This is a genomic window from Candidatus Hydrogenedentota bacterium (assembly GCA_012730045.1).
Classification (GTDB): Bacteria; Hydrogenedentota; Hydrogenedentia; order Hydrogenedentales; family CAITNO01; genus JAAYBR01.
In genome coordinates this window covers 1-15,961 of sequence record JAAYBR010000042.1, presented here as the reverse complement: position 1 = coordinate 15,961, position 15,961 = coordinate 1, and the positions used below count along the sequence as shown (strand labels likewise).

General features: G+C 68.0%; 14 protein-coding genes and 1 tRNA gene. 9 read left to right on the top strand and 6 right to left on the bottom strand.

Going from position 1 to position 15,961, the window contains the following annotated elements; translation table 11 throughout:
* Positions 1-99: 99 nt before the first annotated feature.
* From GXY15_04155 to GXY15_04145, 3 genes are all read left to right on the top strand, one after another.
* Complete coding sequence (locus GXY15_04155; protein NLV40405.1) at positions 100-1,194, top strand: hypothetical protein; 1,095 nt, start codon at positions 100-102, stop codon at positions 1,192-1,194.
* Positions 1,195-1,338: 144 nt separating this feature from the next.
* Entirely contained in the window at positions 1,339-1,956 is a 618-nt protein-coding gene (locus tag GXY15_04150) for a hypothetical protein (protein ID NLV40404.1), read from the top strand.
* A 4-nt stretch (positions 1,957-1,960) separates the two neighbouring features.
* Positions 1,961-3,268 (top strand): hypothetical protein, encoded by a 1,308-nt coding sequence (locus tag GXY15_04145; protein ID NLV40403.1) that lies wholly within the window; start codon positions 1,961-1,963, stop codon positions 3,266-3,268.
* A gap of 4 nt (positions 3,269-3,272) precedes the next feature.
* Here the strand turns inward: GXY15_04145 and lptD are convergent, their stop codons facing one another.
* From lptD to GXY15_04120, 5 genes are all read right to left on the bottom strand, one after another.
* Complete coding sequence (lptD, locus tag GXY15_04140) at positions 3,273-6,935, bottom strand: LPS assembly protein LptD (protein NLV40402.1); 3,663 nt, start codon at positions 6,933-6,935, stop codon at positions 3,273-3,275.
* Between the two features lie 48 nt (positions 6,936-6,983).
* A complete protein-coding gene (locus GXY15_04135; protein ID NLV40401.1) occupies positions 6,984-7,430 on the bottom strand; it encodes a hypothetical protein in 447 nt (148 codons plus the stop codon).
* Complete coding sequence (locus GXY15_04130; GenBank protein NLV40400.1) at positions 7,423-8,364, bottom strand: carbohydrate kinase family protein; 942 nt, start codon at positions 8,362-8,364, stop codon at positions 7,423-7,425. Before GXY15_04130 ends, GXY15_04135 begins: the two co-directional genes overlap by 8 nt.
* A 249-nt stretch (positions 8,365-8,613) precedes the next feature.
* Entirely contained in the window at positions 8,614-10,287 is a 1,674-nt protein-coding gene (locus GXY15_04125; protein NLV40399.1) for a PKD domain-containing protein, read from the bottom strand.
* Between the two features lie 243 nt (positions 10,288-10,530).
* A complete protein-coding gene (locus tag GXY15_04120) occupies positions 10,531-11,853 on the bottom strand; it encodes a hypothetical protein (protein ID NLV40398.1) in 1,323 nt (440 codons plus the stop codon).
* A gap of 432 nt (positions 11,854-12,285) precedes the next feature.
* Between GXY15_04120 and GXY15_04115 the strand changes: the two genes are divergently transcribed.
* The 6 genes from GXY15_04115 to GXY15_04090 all read left to right on the top strand — a co-directional run bounded on the left by GXY15_04115 (position 12,286) and on the right by GXY15_04090 (position 15,516).
* A tRNA-Pro gene (locus tag GXY15_04115) sits at positions 12,286-12,363 on the top strand.
* Positions 12,364-12,478: 115 nt separating this feature from the next.
* Positions 12,479-12,880: an Rrf2 family transcriptional regulator gene (locus GXY15_04110; GenBank protein NLV40397.1), complete on the top strand. Its 402-nt coding sequence runs from the start codon at positions 12,479-12,481 to the stop codon at positions 12,878-12,880.
* Positions 12,881-12,950: 70 nt separating this feature from the next.
* A complete protein-coding gene (locus tag GXY15_04105; GenBank protein ID NLV40396.1) occupies positions 12,951-13,769 on the top strand; it encodes an ATP-binding cassette domain-containing protein in 819 nt (272 codons plus the stop codon).
* Positions 13,766-14,467 (top strand): cobalamin biosynthesis protein, encoded by a 702-nt coding sequence (locus GXY15_04100; protein NLV40395.1) that lies wholly within the window; start codon positions 13,766-13,768, stop codon positions 14,465-14,467. Before GXY15_04105 ends, GXY15_04100 begins: the two co-directional genes overlap by 4 nt.
* 4 nt (positions 14,468-14,471) lie before the next feature.
* Positions 14,472-15,206, top strand: a complete 735-nt coding sequence (locus GXY15_04095) for a Fe-S cluster protein (GenBank protein NLV40394.1) — start codon at positions 14,472-14,474, stop codon at positions 15,204-15,206.
* A 151-nt stretch (positions 15,207-15,357) separates the two neighbouring features.
* The gene (locus GXY15_04090) at positions 15,358-15,516 is read left to right on the top strand and encodes a hypothetical protein (GenBank protein NLV40393.1); all 159 of its coding nucleotides are present in this window, start codon (positions 15,358-15,360) and stop codon (positions 15,514-15,516) included.
* 50 nt (positions 15,517-15,566) lie between these two features.
* On the opposite strand, the gene GXY15_04085 is transcribed toward GXY15_04090, so the two are convergent.
* Positions 15,567-15,961 (bottom strand): saccharopine dehydrogenase (locus tag GXY15_04085; protein NLV40392.1); only part of this gene is annotated, 395 nt, incomplete at its 5' end.

Below are 15,961 nucleotides of genomic sequence, written 5' to 3'. Positions count from 1 at the left end.
CGGCGGACAAAGTGGACGCGCGCCGGCGGACAGCACTCCGCTGAAGCGCTTCGCGGGGATGTCCGGCACTCGGCAGAGGAAGACGAGAGGGAGTGAAGTATGACGGGTGAGCACGAGCGGCTGAGCGAGAAGGATCCCCTGCGGCTGTGTCCCGAGTGCCGCATGCCCATCAGCATCCTGGCCAACCGGTGCCGGTTCTGCGGGGCGGCGGTCGGCAAACCCCGCAAGGAGGTGGAAACGCTGACGGTGCAGGATCTTGGGGGGGATGACGCCTCCACCTACACCGTTTCCGGAAACGTCATGGAGGCCCTCAAGAGCTTCATGACGGAGGAGCAGGCCGCGACGGACAAGGCCCGCGAGGAGGAGGATGCCCGGAAGGCCTCGTGGCTCGGACGAAGGCGGTCCGGCCAGGAGACCGCGCCGGAGGAGTCCGGACTGCCCCCGCTGGACCCCGCGCACAGCAACCTCGCCGATCTGGGCGCCCGCCCCTCCACCCCGTCGCAGATCAAGGCGCGCAGGCAGGCCGCCGCGCGCTCGCGCGAAATCGGACGGAAGATATTCCTCTTTGGCGCCATCACTGCGGGCCTGGTGCTCCTGTTTCTCGGCACAAACTTCGCCGTGGCCCGCATCAAGGAGATGCGCGCGCGGAACACGCCGGAGGGGTTTGTGTACCCCAACAAGGCGATGGAGATGCTGGCCGCGGGGACGCCGTCGGCCGACTGCATCGAGGAGGCCCTGACCGCGGTCCGGCACAACGACACCCCGGAAAACCGCGCCATCCTGGAAAAGGTGCGGCTTCAGGTGATCAGCGAGGTGGAGGCCGGGCTGAGCTGCGTGCCGTTTGCGCAGGAGAAGCTCGACAAGGCCTCCGCCCTCATCAACCGTGTGGGGATGAAGGACTCGGACACGAAGACCACCGAGCTCCTTGACCGGGTCAACCGCGAGCTGGCCTACTTCAAGTTCGTGCTCGTGAGCACGGAGGGCGAGGGCGGGAAGGCGGTCTTCCGCCTGAACAACTCCTACCTTTCGGAAAAGGAGCAGACCGTCGCCGAGGGCGAGCTGCTGCAGGACCGCTTCCTCGTGAAGAAGGTCGGCTCCACCTTCGTCCGCCTGGAGGACACCAAGGTCGCCTCGGAGAACGGCGCGCCGCGCGCCCTGATGGCGCGCAAGATGTCCCCGGTCGGCAGCATGTGAGGGGTTCCGCGTTTCCGGGGCCGCCGCGCCGGGGAGGGGGGCGTGTTTTTCAAACTATCCACCGTTTCTGTCATAATGTCGGCCGTGGGTGACCGGACAGACAAGGGCGGTTTTCGGGCCATGCCCGGGAAAGGATGAATGGCAATGGGTTTTCGTGCTGCGGCGGGATTGCTGGCTGTGACGATGGCCGTCGTGCTTTCGGCGTGCTTTGGAGGCGGACGGGGCCTTGTGCAGGACGACCCCTCCGCCGAGGCGGTGTCCGGCGCGTCCAGGGAAGAGGCGGAGACGGCGCTGCGCGGGCTTGTCGGGAAGCATTTGCGCGCGGAGGCTTCCAGAGGGGCCAGCGGAAGCCCCGACCTGGTGCGCCGCCGCCCCTATTACTTCCGCGAGTATGTGGCGTATCCGGACGGTGCGGAAAGCATGGAAATCGTGCTGCGGGACAATGACTCCCGCATCCGGCCGCTCTCCGGCGAGGTTCGCGTGGCGAAGGTGCGGCACAGCACCCGCATGCACCGCAGCCGGGGCGAGGCGGAGGAGGACGCGAACTTCTTCCGCGACACGGGCACCGAAATCCTGAACTACGAGCTGCGCAACGGGCGCTGGCGCCGGGTCGGAAGCCTGTTCGTCGCCGACAAGACCGAGGAGTTCCTGAACGGGGAATGGGTCGCGCGCCGCGAGGAGGAGAAGCGCGTTGCCCCGGAGGCGCAGCCCGGATGGTTTTCCCGGACGCTTTCCAAGATCACCGGCCGGGACACGGAATAGCCCGGTGGCGGACGGCGCGGCGTGCGGAACGGGGCAGGGGCCGGCACGGGGGCATCTGGCCGCCGCCGTACTGCTGGCGGTGTCTGCCCTGGCGGCCCAGTGCGCCCTGAGACCGGGGGTTTTCGCCGGGGAGACGGTGAACAGCCGCCTCGCCACGGTGTACGCCCTGGTGCACGACCACTCCTGGAGGATTGACCGCCCGCCGGAATCACCGCCCAACCCCTTCGAGCAGACGGTGGACCGGGTGCGCGTGGACGGAAGAATCCTCTCCAGCAAGCCGCCGTTGCTGCCCGCGCTGATGACCGCCGAATACGCCGTCCTGCGGGCGCTGGCCGGGTGGGATCTGGCGGACCCGGACACCCTCAAGCCCTTTCTCCTGCTGGTGATCTTCTCGCTCTGCCAGCTGCCCTTCGCGGCGGCGGTGGTGCTGTTCGCCATGGCCCTGCGCTTTTTCCTGCCCGACCGGGTTTCCTGGCTGTTTCTTGTCGCGGTCTTCGCCTTCGCGACGCCGTTGTTTGGGTACGCGGCCCAGTTGAACAACCATGTCCCGGCGGTGGCCGCGCTGTGCGCGTGCTTCTATGTGGCCGCCGGGGTTGTCACGGGGGGCATCCTCCCGGCGGGGCCGCATTACCTTCTCTTCGGGTTCTGCTGGGGGCTTGCCTTCGCCCTTGACCTTCCCTCTGCCGTCTTCCCCGCGATGCTTCTGCCCTTTCTTCTGCTCCGGGGCGGAATGCGCGCGGCGGTTTGGACGGGGATGGGGCTGGCACCGCCCCTGGCGGCGCATTTCGGCATGATGCTGGCGGCCACGGGCAGCCTGATGCCGGTCCAGACGCGCCCGGAGGCCTATATGTTTGAGGCGTCGCTCTGGCGGCATCCCCTGGGCATTGACGGGTTGAACGAGCCGCGCGCGGTGTATCTGTTTCACGCGGTGGCGGGCCGGTTCGGCCTGTTCTCGCTGTTTCCGGTGACGCTGCTCGGACTGTGCGGGGCCGCGGCGTCCCTGCGCGGAAGGGGCCGCCCCGCCTTTGTCTGGGCGTGCATGGCCGCCTTCGCCGCGCTGACGGCCTACTACGTCACCTCCACGAACAACTACGGCGGGGCGAGTTACGGGTTCCGCTGGCATCTGTGCGCCGTGCCCGCGCTGCTGCTGGCGGCCGCGCCGGCGCTGGCGCGGCCCCGGGGCTGGCGCTTCTGGGGGACAGTGGCGCTGCTGTGCGCCGTGTCCCTGTGGTCCTCATGGGAATGCCTGCAGGCGCCGTGGGGGGTGTGCCACGAATGGACCTGCCGCTGGGTGTTTGGTCCGGCGGTCTGAGGGGTCAGAACTCGATCGCCGTGTCCGGGAAGGCGGTGAGGCTGATTTCCATGTTCACGTCGAAGCCGCTCTGCCGGTCGCGGAAGCGGAGGGCCGTCTCCCAGCACTTGAAACTGCGGCGGATCTCGTAGGTCTGGCTGCGCATCTCGTCGCCGTTCAGGTCGTAGATGTGCTCGAAACTCACGCCCCAGTTCTCCGAGAGGCGGTATCCCAGACCGTACAGCACGTCGCGGTTGTAGATGTTGCCGTCCGTGTCCGAATACGCGAAGCCGATGCGCGTGTTGAAGCGCCCGCCGACCACCGTGTTGTCGTAATAGAGCTGCGTCAGAATCCGGGAGTAGTCGGCGTAGCGCAGGTTGAGGTCGGCGGCGCGCTCGTTGAGCACCTTTCCGGTGGCCCGCTCGTAGGCCTTGTAGAAACGGCTCTCGAGGTAGTTCTCCTCCAGCAGCGACTCCGGCCGGCGCGTGTCATGGCGCTCGCCGGCCAGCTGCATGCCCCACCAGGGCCGGGGTCGCAGGTCCAGTTCGGCCTCGTAGTCGTCCGCCTTGCGGGTTTCGTTCCAGAAGTCGTTGCCCTGGTACAGGGTCAGGCGGGCGGCCTGCCACACATCGTTGGTCTCGGCGTCCCGCCCGTAAATGACGTTGGTCAGCTTGGTCTCCAGGCGGCTGCGCCCGTACACGTTGTCCAGGGCGTCAAAGCGCGGGGCGTCCTCCGCCGCAAGGGTGGGTTCCGGCCGGTAGGAGTAGGTGACCGAGGGGAGGATGACGTGCTTGAAGGCGGAGAAGCCCCAGAATCCGGGGAACTCGCGGTGCAGGCGGGTTTGCAGGGTCACCCCCGCCAGATTGGACACGCGGGTCGCGCTGTCCTCACTGGTCCGCTCGCGCTGGTACCAGGCCCCCTCCAATTCGTAGAAGGGGGTCACAGAGAGCCAGGACGCCGGATCCCAGTCGTAGGACATCCGCGCAATGTTGACGGACCGGGTGCCGTACTCGCGGCCGGGGTTCCGGTCGTTGTAGCCGTTCACCGTGTCAAAGGAGAACATCAGCCGGTCCACCAGGGGCCGCTCGACCAGATGGAAGGTGGCCTCCGGCAGGCGCTCGGTCTCGCCGGCCCAGGAGTGCGTGTTGATCCGCGCGGTGCCCGTGGCGATGAATTCCTCCTTGCGGAGGGTCAGGTTGGCGAAGGTGCGCGGGTCGCTCCGGTGGCGGTACTGCTCGTAGAAGAAGTCCTTGAAAAACTCCTCGTCGGACCACTGCTCGGCCTGCATCCGCAGCACGAGGTCCCTGTTCGGCTCAAAGCGGTTGTACCAGGCCAGGTATCCCCGGTTTTCGGTGGTCTGGAGGCCGTGGAACTCGCCGGCGGTCCGGTACAGGCGCGACGAGGGGGTCTCCATGTGGTCGTAGTAGATGTCGCCGCCCAGCCCGACCCCCTCTTTCTCCGTCGGCATGATCCGCGGGCCGAGGGAAAGCTCCTTGGAAACCTGGAACTGCTGGCCCAGGTTGAGATAGTAGCCCGTCTCCGCGTAGCGTCCCGAGTCAAAGTCCACCGACCAGGGGTAGGGGCCCGCGGTGCTGCCCCAGATGGGGAGGAGGAAGGGGGCCTTGACGTTGCCCAGGGCAAGACGCGCCCCCTTGCCCGTGACAACCTCCCCCTTCTCCACGTGGAGTTCCTTGACCATGATCCGGTAACCCGGCGGGTCGCCCGGACAGGTGGTGAACCACGCGTTCTCTGCGATGAACTCCTCCGGACCCAGAATGTGCAGTTTCTCGGCGGAGTAATAGAAGTAGGCGGCGCGGCCGCGGGCGTTGGTGAGCGTGCCCTTCTGCGCCGCGAAGTCGTAGTCCACCTCCTCCACCAGCAACTCGCGCGTCGGCTCGTTCATATGGAAGTTGCGCCCCGTGATGCGCCCCATGGAGAGCCGCTTCTTCGCCATGTTCTGCTCGTCGCGGGGCTCCAGGACAAAGGAGCGCTCCACCACCGCCGCGTCCGGCGTCGCGTAGGACAGGTAGTCGGCGGTGAGGGAGGACGCGTGCTGGCTCACCTCCACATGCCCCTCCGCGCTGTAGCTGCCCTGCTCGTCGGAATAGGAGAACTGGTCGCTGCGGAAGGCCATCTCGCCCAGGCGCAGCCGGACATTGTCGCGCATCACGGTCTTGCCCGTGGTCAGGTCCGTGGTCATGGAGTCGGCCTCCAGATCGCGCAGGGGCTCGGTCCAGTCGGGGGGCGTGAAGCCCAGCCCGGGCTCGCCAAACTCCATGGGCCGTGTCAGGGCGTCCCGCAGCCCCTTCTGCTCCCCGCCCCCGATCAGCTTGTGCGTGGCCGTGTTCAGCGACGGAGCGCGCAGGGAACTGGTGAACATGGGGAAGCTGCGGTACCGCCCCTGGGGCTTCTCTGCGGGGGCGGCGGGGGCGGCCGCCGTCTCTTCGGCAGGCGCGGCTTCTTCCGCGGGAACGCCGACTTCCGGGGCCGGGACTGCCGCGGGGCTTTCGGGGGCCTCGGGTTCCTGCGCGGGCGGCGCCGCAACGGGGGCCGTCTCGGGGACCTGTTCCCCGGGCGCAGGGGCGGGTTCAGGGGAGGGCGCCGCGGCGGCCGCCTCAACGATCTCAACGCCGTTTTCAGACGCGACGGCTTCGGGGGGCTCAACGGCCTCCGGCCCGCTTTCGGCCGGGGCTGTTTCTGCGGCGGCCTGCGGTTTGCGGTTCCAGACGACCGCCCGCTGCTGCCCCTCCTGCGGGGCCATGGCGACAAGCACCGGTCCGCAGGCCCGGATGAGCCTCGCGGGCATCTCCAGCGGCACGCGGCCGGTTTCGTTGAGTTCCCCATCCAGCATGACCACATCGCCGCCGCTGAGGACCACCAGCCCCTCCCCGTCCTTCGCCATGTCCGTGACAGGCAGCGCCTTCTCCGCGCAGGGCTCAATGCCGCCCGCCCGGCACAAGAGGATGCCTGAAGGAGTGGCGACCGCGAAGACCTCCCCGGCGAGCCACACCAGCGCCAGAGGCTTCCCGGGAAGCGCGCACGCGGTCAGTCTGCCGTTCTTGTCGGAGAGATTCATGGTCGTGAGGGCGTTGGAGGAAAGTCCGACCCAGGCCACCCAGTTTGCCTCGCTGCCATTGTCCGTGACGGCCACACGGAAGGGACGCCCCGCGCCTTGCAGGAGGGTCTCCGGATTGCCGGCAAGGTCGCCAAGGGGGTTGATCCGGAGAATGCAGTCCCCGAAGGGATCGGCAAGGAGGAGGCTGTTGTCCCCTGTCATGACGGCCGACAAAAGCGTTTTGCTGTTGACCAGGGAAGTGTGCGCGGCAACGCCGGGGGCGGGGTACTGTTGAACATGCAGGAAGCAGGGCATTTCCTCGCCGGACACGGCACTGTGCTGCCCCCCCACGCAGGCGACAAAGGGGGTCAATCCGCCTTGATTTGTCAGCAGGGCGGTTGGCCGGGGAACGGATCCGGTCATGCTCAGGGCAAGGGCCTCCGTTGACCCACCGGTGGCGGGGTCCACCTGAATGACCCGGCTCCGCGCGTAGTCGGCCAGCAGCACCCTGTTTTCAGGCCCGTCCGCCGGGCGGGGGTCCAGAACCGCGTCCCGGTAGACGCCGCCGGGGGTTATGGGCACCCATGGGCTCTGCGCAAAGGCCGGACACAGGGCGAGAAGAATGCTTGTCATAATTCCTGCGGCGCGCGCTGAATTCACCTGTGGTTGCTCCTGTTGTTTCTAACGGGGCGGCAAAATAACCCAGAACGCGGCGACCCGGCGTCCCCCCGCCTTCTGCTGCGGGACGGGCTCCCTCTTCTCCACCTCCTTCGGGGACGGCGTGTCCGCCTCGGGCTTCCGGGGCGCCGGCTGCGGTCTGCTCTGCGTCTCCGGCGGTTTGGGAACGGTCTTCTTCTCCTCCGCCGGGGCGGCCTCCTCCACCGTGACGGGGGACGGAGTCGTGGGCTGCACGGCGGACGGGGCCGGCGTCGTGGGCTGTGCGGCGGTTGGGACGGCCGTTTCCGGGGGGCTTCCGATCTCGCGAAGCTCCCCGGCGGGCGGGGTCGCGGGGGCTGCAGGGGCCGCGCCCAGGCCCGGGGGCGGCGCGAGCTCCCTGGCGGAGATGGACTCCTGCGCCTGGGCCAGGGCAAGCATCCCGGCGGCCAGCGCGAGCACCGCGCTATACATCAAGAGTCTCCGCGAATTTCAGGGTCGCCTCCAGGGACTCGACGGCTTCCGCGCCGCCCATGCGCTGGACCGTGAGCCCGCCCACGGCGTTGGCGAGGCGGGCGCATTTCTCCAGATTCCATCCCTGGAGGAAGCCGTAGAGAAAGCCGCCGCAGGAGGCGTCTCCCGCGCCGGTCGTGTCCACCACGGGCACCCTGTGCGCGGGCAGCCGCACTTCGAGGCCCTCCGCGGTGCGCGCATAGACACCGTCGCCGCCGAGCTTGATCACGGCGGTCTTCACGCCGTAGGAAAGGTAGAATCCGGCGATGTCCTCGACGGCGTCCCTGCCGGTGTAGTTCCGGGCCTCCTCCAGGCTGGAGAAGACGATGTCGAGGTGCGGCAGCGACGGCTCGATCAGGGGAAGCCACCGCCCCGCCCCGTCGTAGCAGGTGTCCATGCTCGTGGCCACGCCGAGGCTGCGGGCCTTCTCGAACACGCGCCCCATGGGCGCGCCGTCGAGTTTGGGCGTGATGGCCGGGCCGCCCCAGTGCAGCACGCGCGCACCGCCCACCACGCCGAAGTCCATGTCCTCCTCGCAGGTCTCGGCGTTGGTGCCCATGTGGTGCAGGAACGTGCGCTCGCCGTCCTCGCTGATGAGGACCACCGTGGCCGAAGAGTGGCAGTCGTCCACCCGGCGCACGCCGGACACATCCACGCGGTTCTCGGAAAGCTTGGAAAGGAGGAAATCGCCGAAACTGTCGCGGCCCAGCCGGCCCACAAAGGCGGACGACCCGCCCAGGCGCGAGCACACAATGGCCGTGACGCCGGCCAGCCCCCCGAAATGCATGTTGAGCGAGGGAACCAGCCCCAGGGTGCCCCGCGGCGGGATGTGGTCCACCGGGCGCACCATGACGTCCGCACACACCACGCCCACCGTGACAAGATCAACACCCATCCCGCAGTTCCTTCCATCAGCTTTACGGGGGAAAGGGGTCCGTTGCGGGAGCCTGACGCCCCTGGACGGGGCACTCCCTGCATCCGACGCCACACCAGCCCGAAAACACGCCTTTTCCAGCCCGGCTTCCACGCCAAAGAACGCAGCCCGCGTCCTTTGGAGAACCCTGGGTTTTCGCCGGGAACAACGACTCACGACGGGGAAAGTATACCAGTCGAAAGGGCGTTTCTCAAGGCGGCGGAAATGCCCCTAATCGCCGATGTGGGAGCGTGAAAAAGCGCCGTTGCGGACGCGGGAACGCCGAAGGTGCGCCGCGCCCAGAGCCAGGCACACCGCCAGCAACGCCACCAGTCCGGCGGGGCCGGCCAGGGGAAGGGCCTCGCTGACCGCGATGAGGCCGTGGCGCTCCACAAGAGCGCTGCTGATGTTGGTGGACACGGTGAGCGCCACGGTATAGACACCCGGGTCCGTGTAGACGTGTGAAGGGGAGGGCTCGACGCCCTCCAGGATGTCGCCGTCCCCGAAGTCCCACCGCCAGTTGACGACGGGCCCCACGTTTCCGGAGACCGCCCCGGTGAAGTGGACCGCGAGCGGGGGACGGCCCAGATTCGGGGACGCGAAAATCTCCACCTCCATTTCCTCGGTTCCGACGGCGATGGCGAGGTCATCCGCCTCCGGAGCGTAGGTGCCGTAGTCGCTCTCGTGATGGAGGTACTGCCCGTCCCCCTCATACGACGCCATCAGCAGTTCCAGGGTGTCCCCCGTGCGCACATGCTGGATGCCCACCCACCCCGAGGGGAGGTTCACGGGCGCGGACAACAGGGCGCGGAAACGGCGCAGGGCGTAGTTCCGGCTGTACAGGTGGGGAAAGTCCTCGCGGGACGCCGTCAACAGCTCCGCATGCACCGAGGGGCCGGGCTCTCCCCCATTGTCCGGGTGCAGGCTGACGCGGAAGGTACGGGCGCCGGGGTCGGAGGGCAGCCAGTAGCCGACATTGCTGTTCCATACGGCGCTGATGCCCCACCATTCCACGGCGGCCACGGGCAGCACCGCCCCGTTGAAGCGCTCGAAAGCGGTCCACCCGTATTCCGAATCGGCGACCTTGGCGCCCCAAGCCCCCCCCGGCGGCGGGGGAGCCTGGCAGAACAGGCTGGACGGGCGGCAGGCCGGCGGGGTCAGCCCGCTGTTGGGGTCCTTCTCCGCGTTGTCGTTGAGCCACCGGCACCCTGACAGCACGAGCTGCCCCGACGGCCAGACATGCCCCCCGGCAAAGGGGGTGACCACGCACCGGACGCCCGCGTCCACCAGCCCGCCCTGGGTCTCCGGAACGTCGTAAAGGTAATTGCTGTCCTCTGTGCCGATGAGAATGTGGACAACCAGCCCCTCGTTGGACGGTGCCAGGGACGTTCCGGACGGCCCCCCCGCGGCAACCAGCAGCGTCCCGCAGATTTTGGCAGGGTAGCGGAAGGCCAGCGCCAGCGAGGCCCGCGCGCCGCCGGACATGCCTCCGGCGAAGCGCCGGGTCGGCGAAAGGGTGAGGCGGGTTTCCGTGTCCAGCAGCACGGCGTCCTGCGCGATGAAAATGTCCGCCCAGGGGCCGTTCTTGGAGTTGTTCGACACGGCCAGAATCCAGCCGTTTTCCAGCGCGGCCGGGGCAAGCTGGAGCAGTGTCGCCTTGCCGTTGCCGCCCGGGTCAAAGCCGTAGCAGATGGGCGCCGGCCCCGTGGCGGGCGCCGTGGGAGGGATGTACAACTCGTAGCTCTGCGAGGGGTCGGCCTGGCAGACCACGCGGGTGTTTCCATTGGGATTGTCATAGGCGGCCTTGTCCAGCGCCGCCGCAGGCGCGCACCAGCCCGCCCCAAAGAGGGTCACCAGCGAAACAAGACAGCACACGCGCGCGGACGCGCCAAGAATCCGTGTCATGGGACCAACCCCTCCGTTTTTCCCCTTGCAGCGCCCCGCATACTCCCGGCGCGGCGCTCAGGTTTCCGGTTCCAGTATGGGGACGGTGGGCTGGAAAGTCAAGGGGCGCGCGCGGGCCGGGGCGGGCAGGAAGGAGATGGGAGTCATGGGATGCCATCCTCAATCGAGAGAAAACGGCACTCAACCATGAATCTGGGCGCCGACACCCGTACTTCCCATTTCCCGAAAAAGCCGCCCGACCGGCTAGGGCCGCCGCAGCAGCAACACGTGCGACCTGCCCGGCTGGGTGCGGTCGCCGGCGCCGGTGGCGAGGACGATCTCGTTTTTCCCGTCGTTGTCCGCGTCGCCGACGGTGAGCCAGAGGGACTCGGCCTCTTCGGGGGCGAAGTCGGCCAGCAGGGTCTTCTCCACCGAGCCATCGGCGGACAGGGCATACCGGTACACGCGGCCGAGCCGCCCGCTCGTGATGTTCTCCGACGCCGCATCGCCGCGGGTGCCAATGACCAGCTCGTTCTTCCCGTCGTTGTCGGCGTCGGCCACGGCCATCATCTTCTCGAAGTAGGCCATGTCCAGGTCCGCCGTCTCCCGGTCGAGGACCGCCAGCACCTCCGCCGTCTCCCCCACCCGGTAGGCTGCGAGCGTCGTGCGGTTCACCGTCTGCTCGCGCTTCCACCCCGCCACCAGCTCGGTCCGCCCGTCGTTGTCCAGGTCCCCGGTGATGAGGGAGACATAGAAGGCGGGGGCGCCGTCCGGACCGTCCAGCGTCACCCGCGGGGCGGGGGCCAGCTCCCCGGCGTCGTCAAACTCGAAGATCTCCAGCCGGGCCTTGCCCGCGCGGAACCCGTTGGAAGTCAGGTACTCCACGCGCCCGTCGTTGTCCACGTCCGCGATGAGGGACTCCTCGCCCGAACCGGACAGCTGGTGAATCTTGCGGGGCGTGATGGTCTTCAGCGCGGGGTCGAAGTCGTAGCGGAGCACCTCGCCATAGCCGCAGTAGGCCGACACCGCCTCCAGCACGCCGTCGCCGTCGAGGTCGTGCAGGGCAATGTTGTGCGTGAAACTGCTCCGGTTGAGGTCCTCCGGACGGCAGGACAGTTTTCGCGTGACCCCTTGGCCGTCCGTCTCCAGCAGGTGGAGGAAGGCCGTGCCTCCCCCCTCCTGGCCCGTGCCCAGCAGCAACTCGTTGCGGCCGTCGCCGTTCAGGTCGGCCACCCGCACCGCCAGCCCCATCCCCGGCCGCTGCTCCGCCAGATTCTCCGCCAGCGGCCTCGTCTCCCAGCCCGCCCCCGTCTTCTTGAAAAGATACAGGCGGCTGTCCGGACAGCCCGTGGTCAGGATTTCATTGGCCCCGTCGTTGTCCGCGTCGCCGATTTCCACGTCCCAGCCGGCGTAGCTCTGGTCCACGGTGCCGACCCGCTCCAGCACCCACCCGGGCGCCAGCACCGCCTCCGGAGCGGCAACCTCCGGAGCGGCAACCTCCGCCGCGAATGCGACGCGCGGACAGAACGCCGCGCCCAAGGCAAACGCGCCAAGAAACACAGCGCGGAACACTGAAACGCATGTCATGGCGACACCTCCGAGAAGGGATTGTACCCCCGGCCCCCCCGGCGCAAACAAGGGGGACAAGGAGACTGGGCATGGAAGACGCCCCCGCCTCGCCCTGGGCCGGGTGCAGGTCGGCGGCACCTCCAACGAGCTCAAGGCCGTCCCCGAACTGCTGGACATCCCGCACCTCAGGGGCTGCATTGTGACCCTGTGCGCCATGGGGTGCCAGAAGGAGATCGCCGGAGAAGGCGGCGGAGTGGATTGGGCGTCTGGTGTCAGCGCGCTCGAAGAAATGCGTTTCTGGTCCGTCTTTTTTTCTGCTCCAGCCCGCGGTCAGCCTTGCTGCGGATCCCGGGGAAACCTTGCCGGGGCCTGTGCTACAATGCGCCTGCCGGAGCGGGTGGCCGCTGTTCGGCCCCGCGCGCGGGGCCGCATGACAGCCCCTTTCCCCGTCGGGGCGTGGCGCAGTCCGGTTAGCGCGCCTGCTTTGGGAGCAGGAAGTCGCCGGTTCGAATCCGGCCGCCCCGACCATTTCCTTCCCGCCTTCTTCGGCACCCGGAACCGGAGGGTCCAAGACGAGCGCAGAAAACAGTTGCGCCGCCCTCCGGAACATGATATAGTCTATTGCACAAGTCTGGATTGACCCATGAAACTGACAAGCCGAAGTGAATACGCGCTGCTCGCCCTCCTCTGCCTGGCACGCCACACGACGGAGACGTTCCTCAGCGGCGAGACGATCGCGCAGGAACAGGGCATCCCCCCCAAGTTCCTGCAGCAGATTCTGCTTGCGCTGAAGCGGTCGCGGTATGTGCACAGTTCCAAGGGCCAGCACGGCGGATACCGCCTCGCCCGGCAACCCGGCGAGATTTCCCTGGCCGAGATCGTGCGGCTCTTTGACGGGGCCCTCGCCCCCACGGAGTCGGTCAGCAAGTACTTCTACGAGTCCACGCCCATTGAACGGGAGGAAGGGCTGCTGAACGTGTTTCGCGAGATTCGGGACCATGTGGCGGAAAAACTGGAGAAGACCACCCTGGCGGATGTGCTCTAAGCCCCTTTTTTTTGCCCTCTAACAAGACTAATGCGATTTGCTAACGTTTACAACTGCGAAAGGTGCCGTTATGATCGAAACCATCACCATTCTCGGAGGCAGGGGAAAGCAGGAGGTGCCGGAACCGGTCCGGCGCATTGACCTGAACATGGGGGATGTCGTGAGCATCGTGGGCCCGACGGGGTCGGGAAAGACAACCCTGATCAATGACATTGAACTGTTCGCCGACAATGACACCCCGACGGGACGGCGGGTGCTGATCAACGGCGTGCGGCCGCCGGCCGTCTACCGCGACGACCCGGCCCGCAACCCGATCGCGCTGATCACGCAGCACACAAATTTCCTGTCGGACATGCCGGTGCGCCTTTTCCTGGGCACCCATGCGGGGATACGGTGCGCCGACAGTTCGCGGGCGGAGAGCCTGGTGGCCCAGACGCTGGATTTCGCCAACCAGCTGACGGGCGAGCCCATCATCCCGGAGAGCCGGATGACGGAGCTGTCGGGCGGCCAGACGCGGGCGCTGCTGATAGCGGACGCAACGGTGGTGTGCGACACGCCGATTGTCCTGCTGGACGAGGTGGAGAACGCGGGCATTCACCGGGCGCGGGCGCTGGAGCTGCTGCGGCAGCGGCGCAAGATCTTCATCTTCGTGACCCACGATCCGCGGATCGCGCTGCTCTCCGACTTCCGCATCGTGATGCAGGGCGGCCGCGTGACCCGGGTGATCCGCACGGACGCGGCGGAGCGCGGCTTCGCGCGGACGGTGAGCCGGCTTGACGACGCCCTTTCCCGCCTGCGCGAAACCATCCGCATGGGCGGACAGCTGGGGGACGGGGACTTCGCCGAACTGACCGCGTTTGCCGCGGCGCCGGAAGGGGGCCTCCAATGAAACTTGTCATCTGCGCGGGTCCGGCCACCACGGGAAAGACCGCCGTGCTGCGCCACATGGCCCGGAGACTGGCGGCCTCGGGAAGCCGCCTGGCCTTTCTGAAAATTGACGTCCAGTTCGCGGACGAGGAGGAGCTGTTCGCGGGGGAGTTTGGGATTCCCGCGAAAACGGTGTACTCGGGGGAGCTGTGTCCGGACCACTGCAGCGTGCTGGTGCTGGGGGACGCCCTGAAATGGGCGGAAAACGCCGCGGCCGACATCCTGCTGGTCGAGACGGCGGGCCTCTGCCTCCGGTGCGCCCCCTACGCCGACGGCGGCCTGGGCATCATGGTCATGGAGGCGACCAGCGGCATGAACCTGCCCCGCAAGGTCGGCCCCATGCTGTCGCTGGCCGACATCGCGGTGGTGACCAAGATAGACCTGGTCTCGCAGGCGGAGCGCGAGGTGCTCCGGGCGCGCATCGCCGAGGCCGCCCCGGCCGTCCGCGTGCGCGAGGTCAACGCGCTTCAGGGCATCGGCATTGACCCGCTGGTGGCCCATGTCCTTCAGACGCCCGACGCGCCGCCGCGGTTGATGCTGCGGGGGAACCCGCCGGTGGGCACGTGCACCATCTGCGTGGGGAAGAAAGAGATCGGCTGGCAGTCCCATTTCGGCGTCGTGCGGGCGCTGAACAACCAAAACTTCTACCGGGGAGAGTGAGAGAATGACTGAGACGATGAAACCGCAGGCGGACATCGCGCTGCCGGGGCTGAACTGCGGCGTGTGCGGGTTTCGCACCTGCGCGGAGCTGGCCGCCCGGGTCCAAACAGAGCCGGAGCTCCTCAAACGGTGCATTCACCTGTCCGGCGACGTCATGCCGGCCCCCGACGCCGGCGTCGGCGCGGGTGCGAAGCCCGCGTGCGCCGTCGAGTGCGGCCCGCTGTGCGCGGGGTGCTCGGCGGCGGGCGTGCCCGCCGACCCCTCCCCCGCCGAATGGCGCGACAGCCTTGGGCGCGATTTTGATTTCTACCTCGAGCACTTCCCGGAAGACCCGGGTCCCCGGGAGGTGATTCTCCCCCACAACCCGATGATCACGCGCGAAATGGAGATCGCCGAGGGGGACGTTCTCATGGGGCGGCCCCTGGGCATGTCCTGCGGCTGCCCCATCACGCACTGCGGCGTGGTGAGGTCCGTTGAACTGCGGACGGGCGTCATCACCTGGTGCGTCACCGGCCCGCTCATTCCCAGGGAGCGGGGATGCAAGGACATCGGGTACTACATTGCGGAGGCCTACGAGGGCCTGGTCACCGGCGCGCGCGGCGAGCTGCGCGTCGGCATGCGGTACCACTTCCAGCCGCGGCTGTGCATGCTCCAATGGCGGCACAGCGGGCTGCTCAACTATCTCAACCGCGTCCCCGACGGGTGGCAGGTCCGCCTGGAAGGGCTCTTCATCGGATAGCGGCACCCGCCGTCGGCCCGCCGGGGCGCGCAGTTCGAATCCGGCCTCCGCAAACGTCTATACTTGCGGATGCCGGCGCGAAACGCGCCGGCGGCGGGGCGTCAGCGTGAGGCCGCGCCGGTGGCACGGTGTTTATGCAGGAGGAAAACTGATGGGAACGGCCGCTTCCATTGTCGGACTGGTTGGTTTCTTGGCCATGACAGTCGGGGCGTTTGTCGCCGTGCTTTATGATCAGAGCATCGGCGGAATCATCGCCATTTCCGGATTCGCCGCCGCGGCGTTCGGCTTCTTCATTCCGCTCATCTCCTGACCGGAGACCGGCGGAGCGGCATCTGCGGACGAGGGCCCGCCGCGCCCCGGCTAATCGCGCAGGGGCACCGCGACGGGCTGGGTGCAGCGCACGCCGCGCAGGCCCAGCACGAAACGGCTGCCAAAGGCCGTGGAGGGAGTTTGCGCGCCGGGGGGCGTGTTCTCCGCGAGCAGCCGCGCCGTCGCGCTCACGGCGGCGTCAAAGGTGAGGCTGTAGCCGTTGGGCGTCTGCATGGCCATGGCCACGCGGCGCACGCCGGCCTCCGTGGCGTCCCCGTAGAGTTCCGTGTTGTCCGCGCCGCGCTCCTCCGCGTCCGGCCCCTCGACGTGCTTCTCCACCCACCGCTTGAGAAAGTTTTGCACCGGCCGCCAGCCCAGGGCGAAGCGGATACGGTCCAGCGAGCGCATTTGCCGGACCTGCTTCTCCGGCAGGACGGTGTAGATCT

Excerpts from the sequence above, each read along its gene's own strand:
- GXY15_04155 (NLV40405.1), top strand. The coding sequence starts at position 100 with ATGACGGGTGAGCACGAGCGGCTGAGCGAGAAGGATCCCCTGCGGCTG.
- GXY15_04150 (NLV40404.1), top strand. The coding sequence starts at position 1,339 with ATGGGTTTTCGTGCTGCGGCGGGATTGCTGGCTGTGACGATGGCCGTC.
- lptD (NLV40402.1), bottom strand. The coding sequence starts at position 6,935 with ATGACAAGCATTCTTCTCGCCCTGTGTCCGGCCTTTGCGCAGAGCCCA.
- GXY15_04135 (NLV40401.1), bottom strand. The coding sequence starts at position 7,430 with ATGTATAGCGCGGTGCTCGCGCTGGCCGCCGGGATGCTTGCCCTGGCC.
- GXY15_04130 (NLV40400.1), bottom strand. The coding sequence starts at position 8,364 with ATGGGTGTTGATCTTGTCACGGTGGGCGTGGTGTGTGCGGACGTCATG.
- GXY15_04125 (NLV40399.1), bottom strand. The coding sequence starts at position 10,287 with ATGACACGGATTCTTGGCGCGTCCGCGCGCGTGTGCTGTCTTGTTTCG.
- GXY15_04120 (NLV40398.1), bottom strand. The coding sequence starts at position 11,853 with ATGACATGCGTTTCAGTGTTCCGCGCTGTGTTTCTTGGCGCGTTTGCC.
- GXY15_04110 (NLV40397.1), top strand. The coding sequence starts at position 12,479 with ATGAAACTGACAAGCCGAAGTGAATACGCGCTGCTCGCCCTCCTCTGC.
- GXY15_04105 (NLV40396.1), top strand. The coding sequence starts at position 12,951 with ATGATCGAAACCATCACCATTCTCGGAGGCAGGGGAAAGCAGGAGGTG.
- GXY15_04100 (NLV40395.1), top strand. The coding sequence starts at position 13,766 with ATGAAACTTGTCATCTGCGCGGGTCCGGCCACCACGGGAAAGACCGCC.
- GXY15_04095 (NLV40394.1), top strand. The coding sequence starts at position 14,472 with ATGACTGAGACGATGAAACCGCAGGCGGACATCGCGCTGCCGGGGCTG.
- GXY15_04090 (NLV40393.1), top strand. The coding sequence starts at position 15,358 with ATGGGAACGGCCGCTTCCATTGTCGGACTGGTTGGTTTCTTGGCCATG.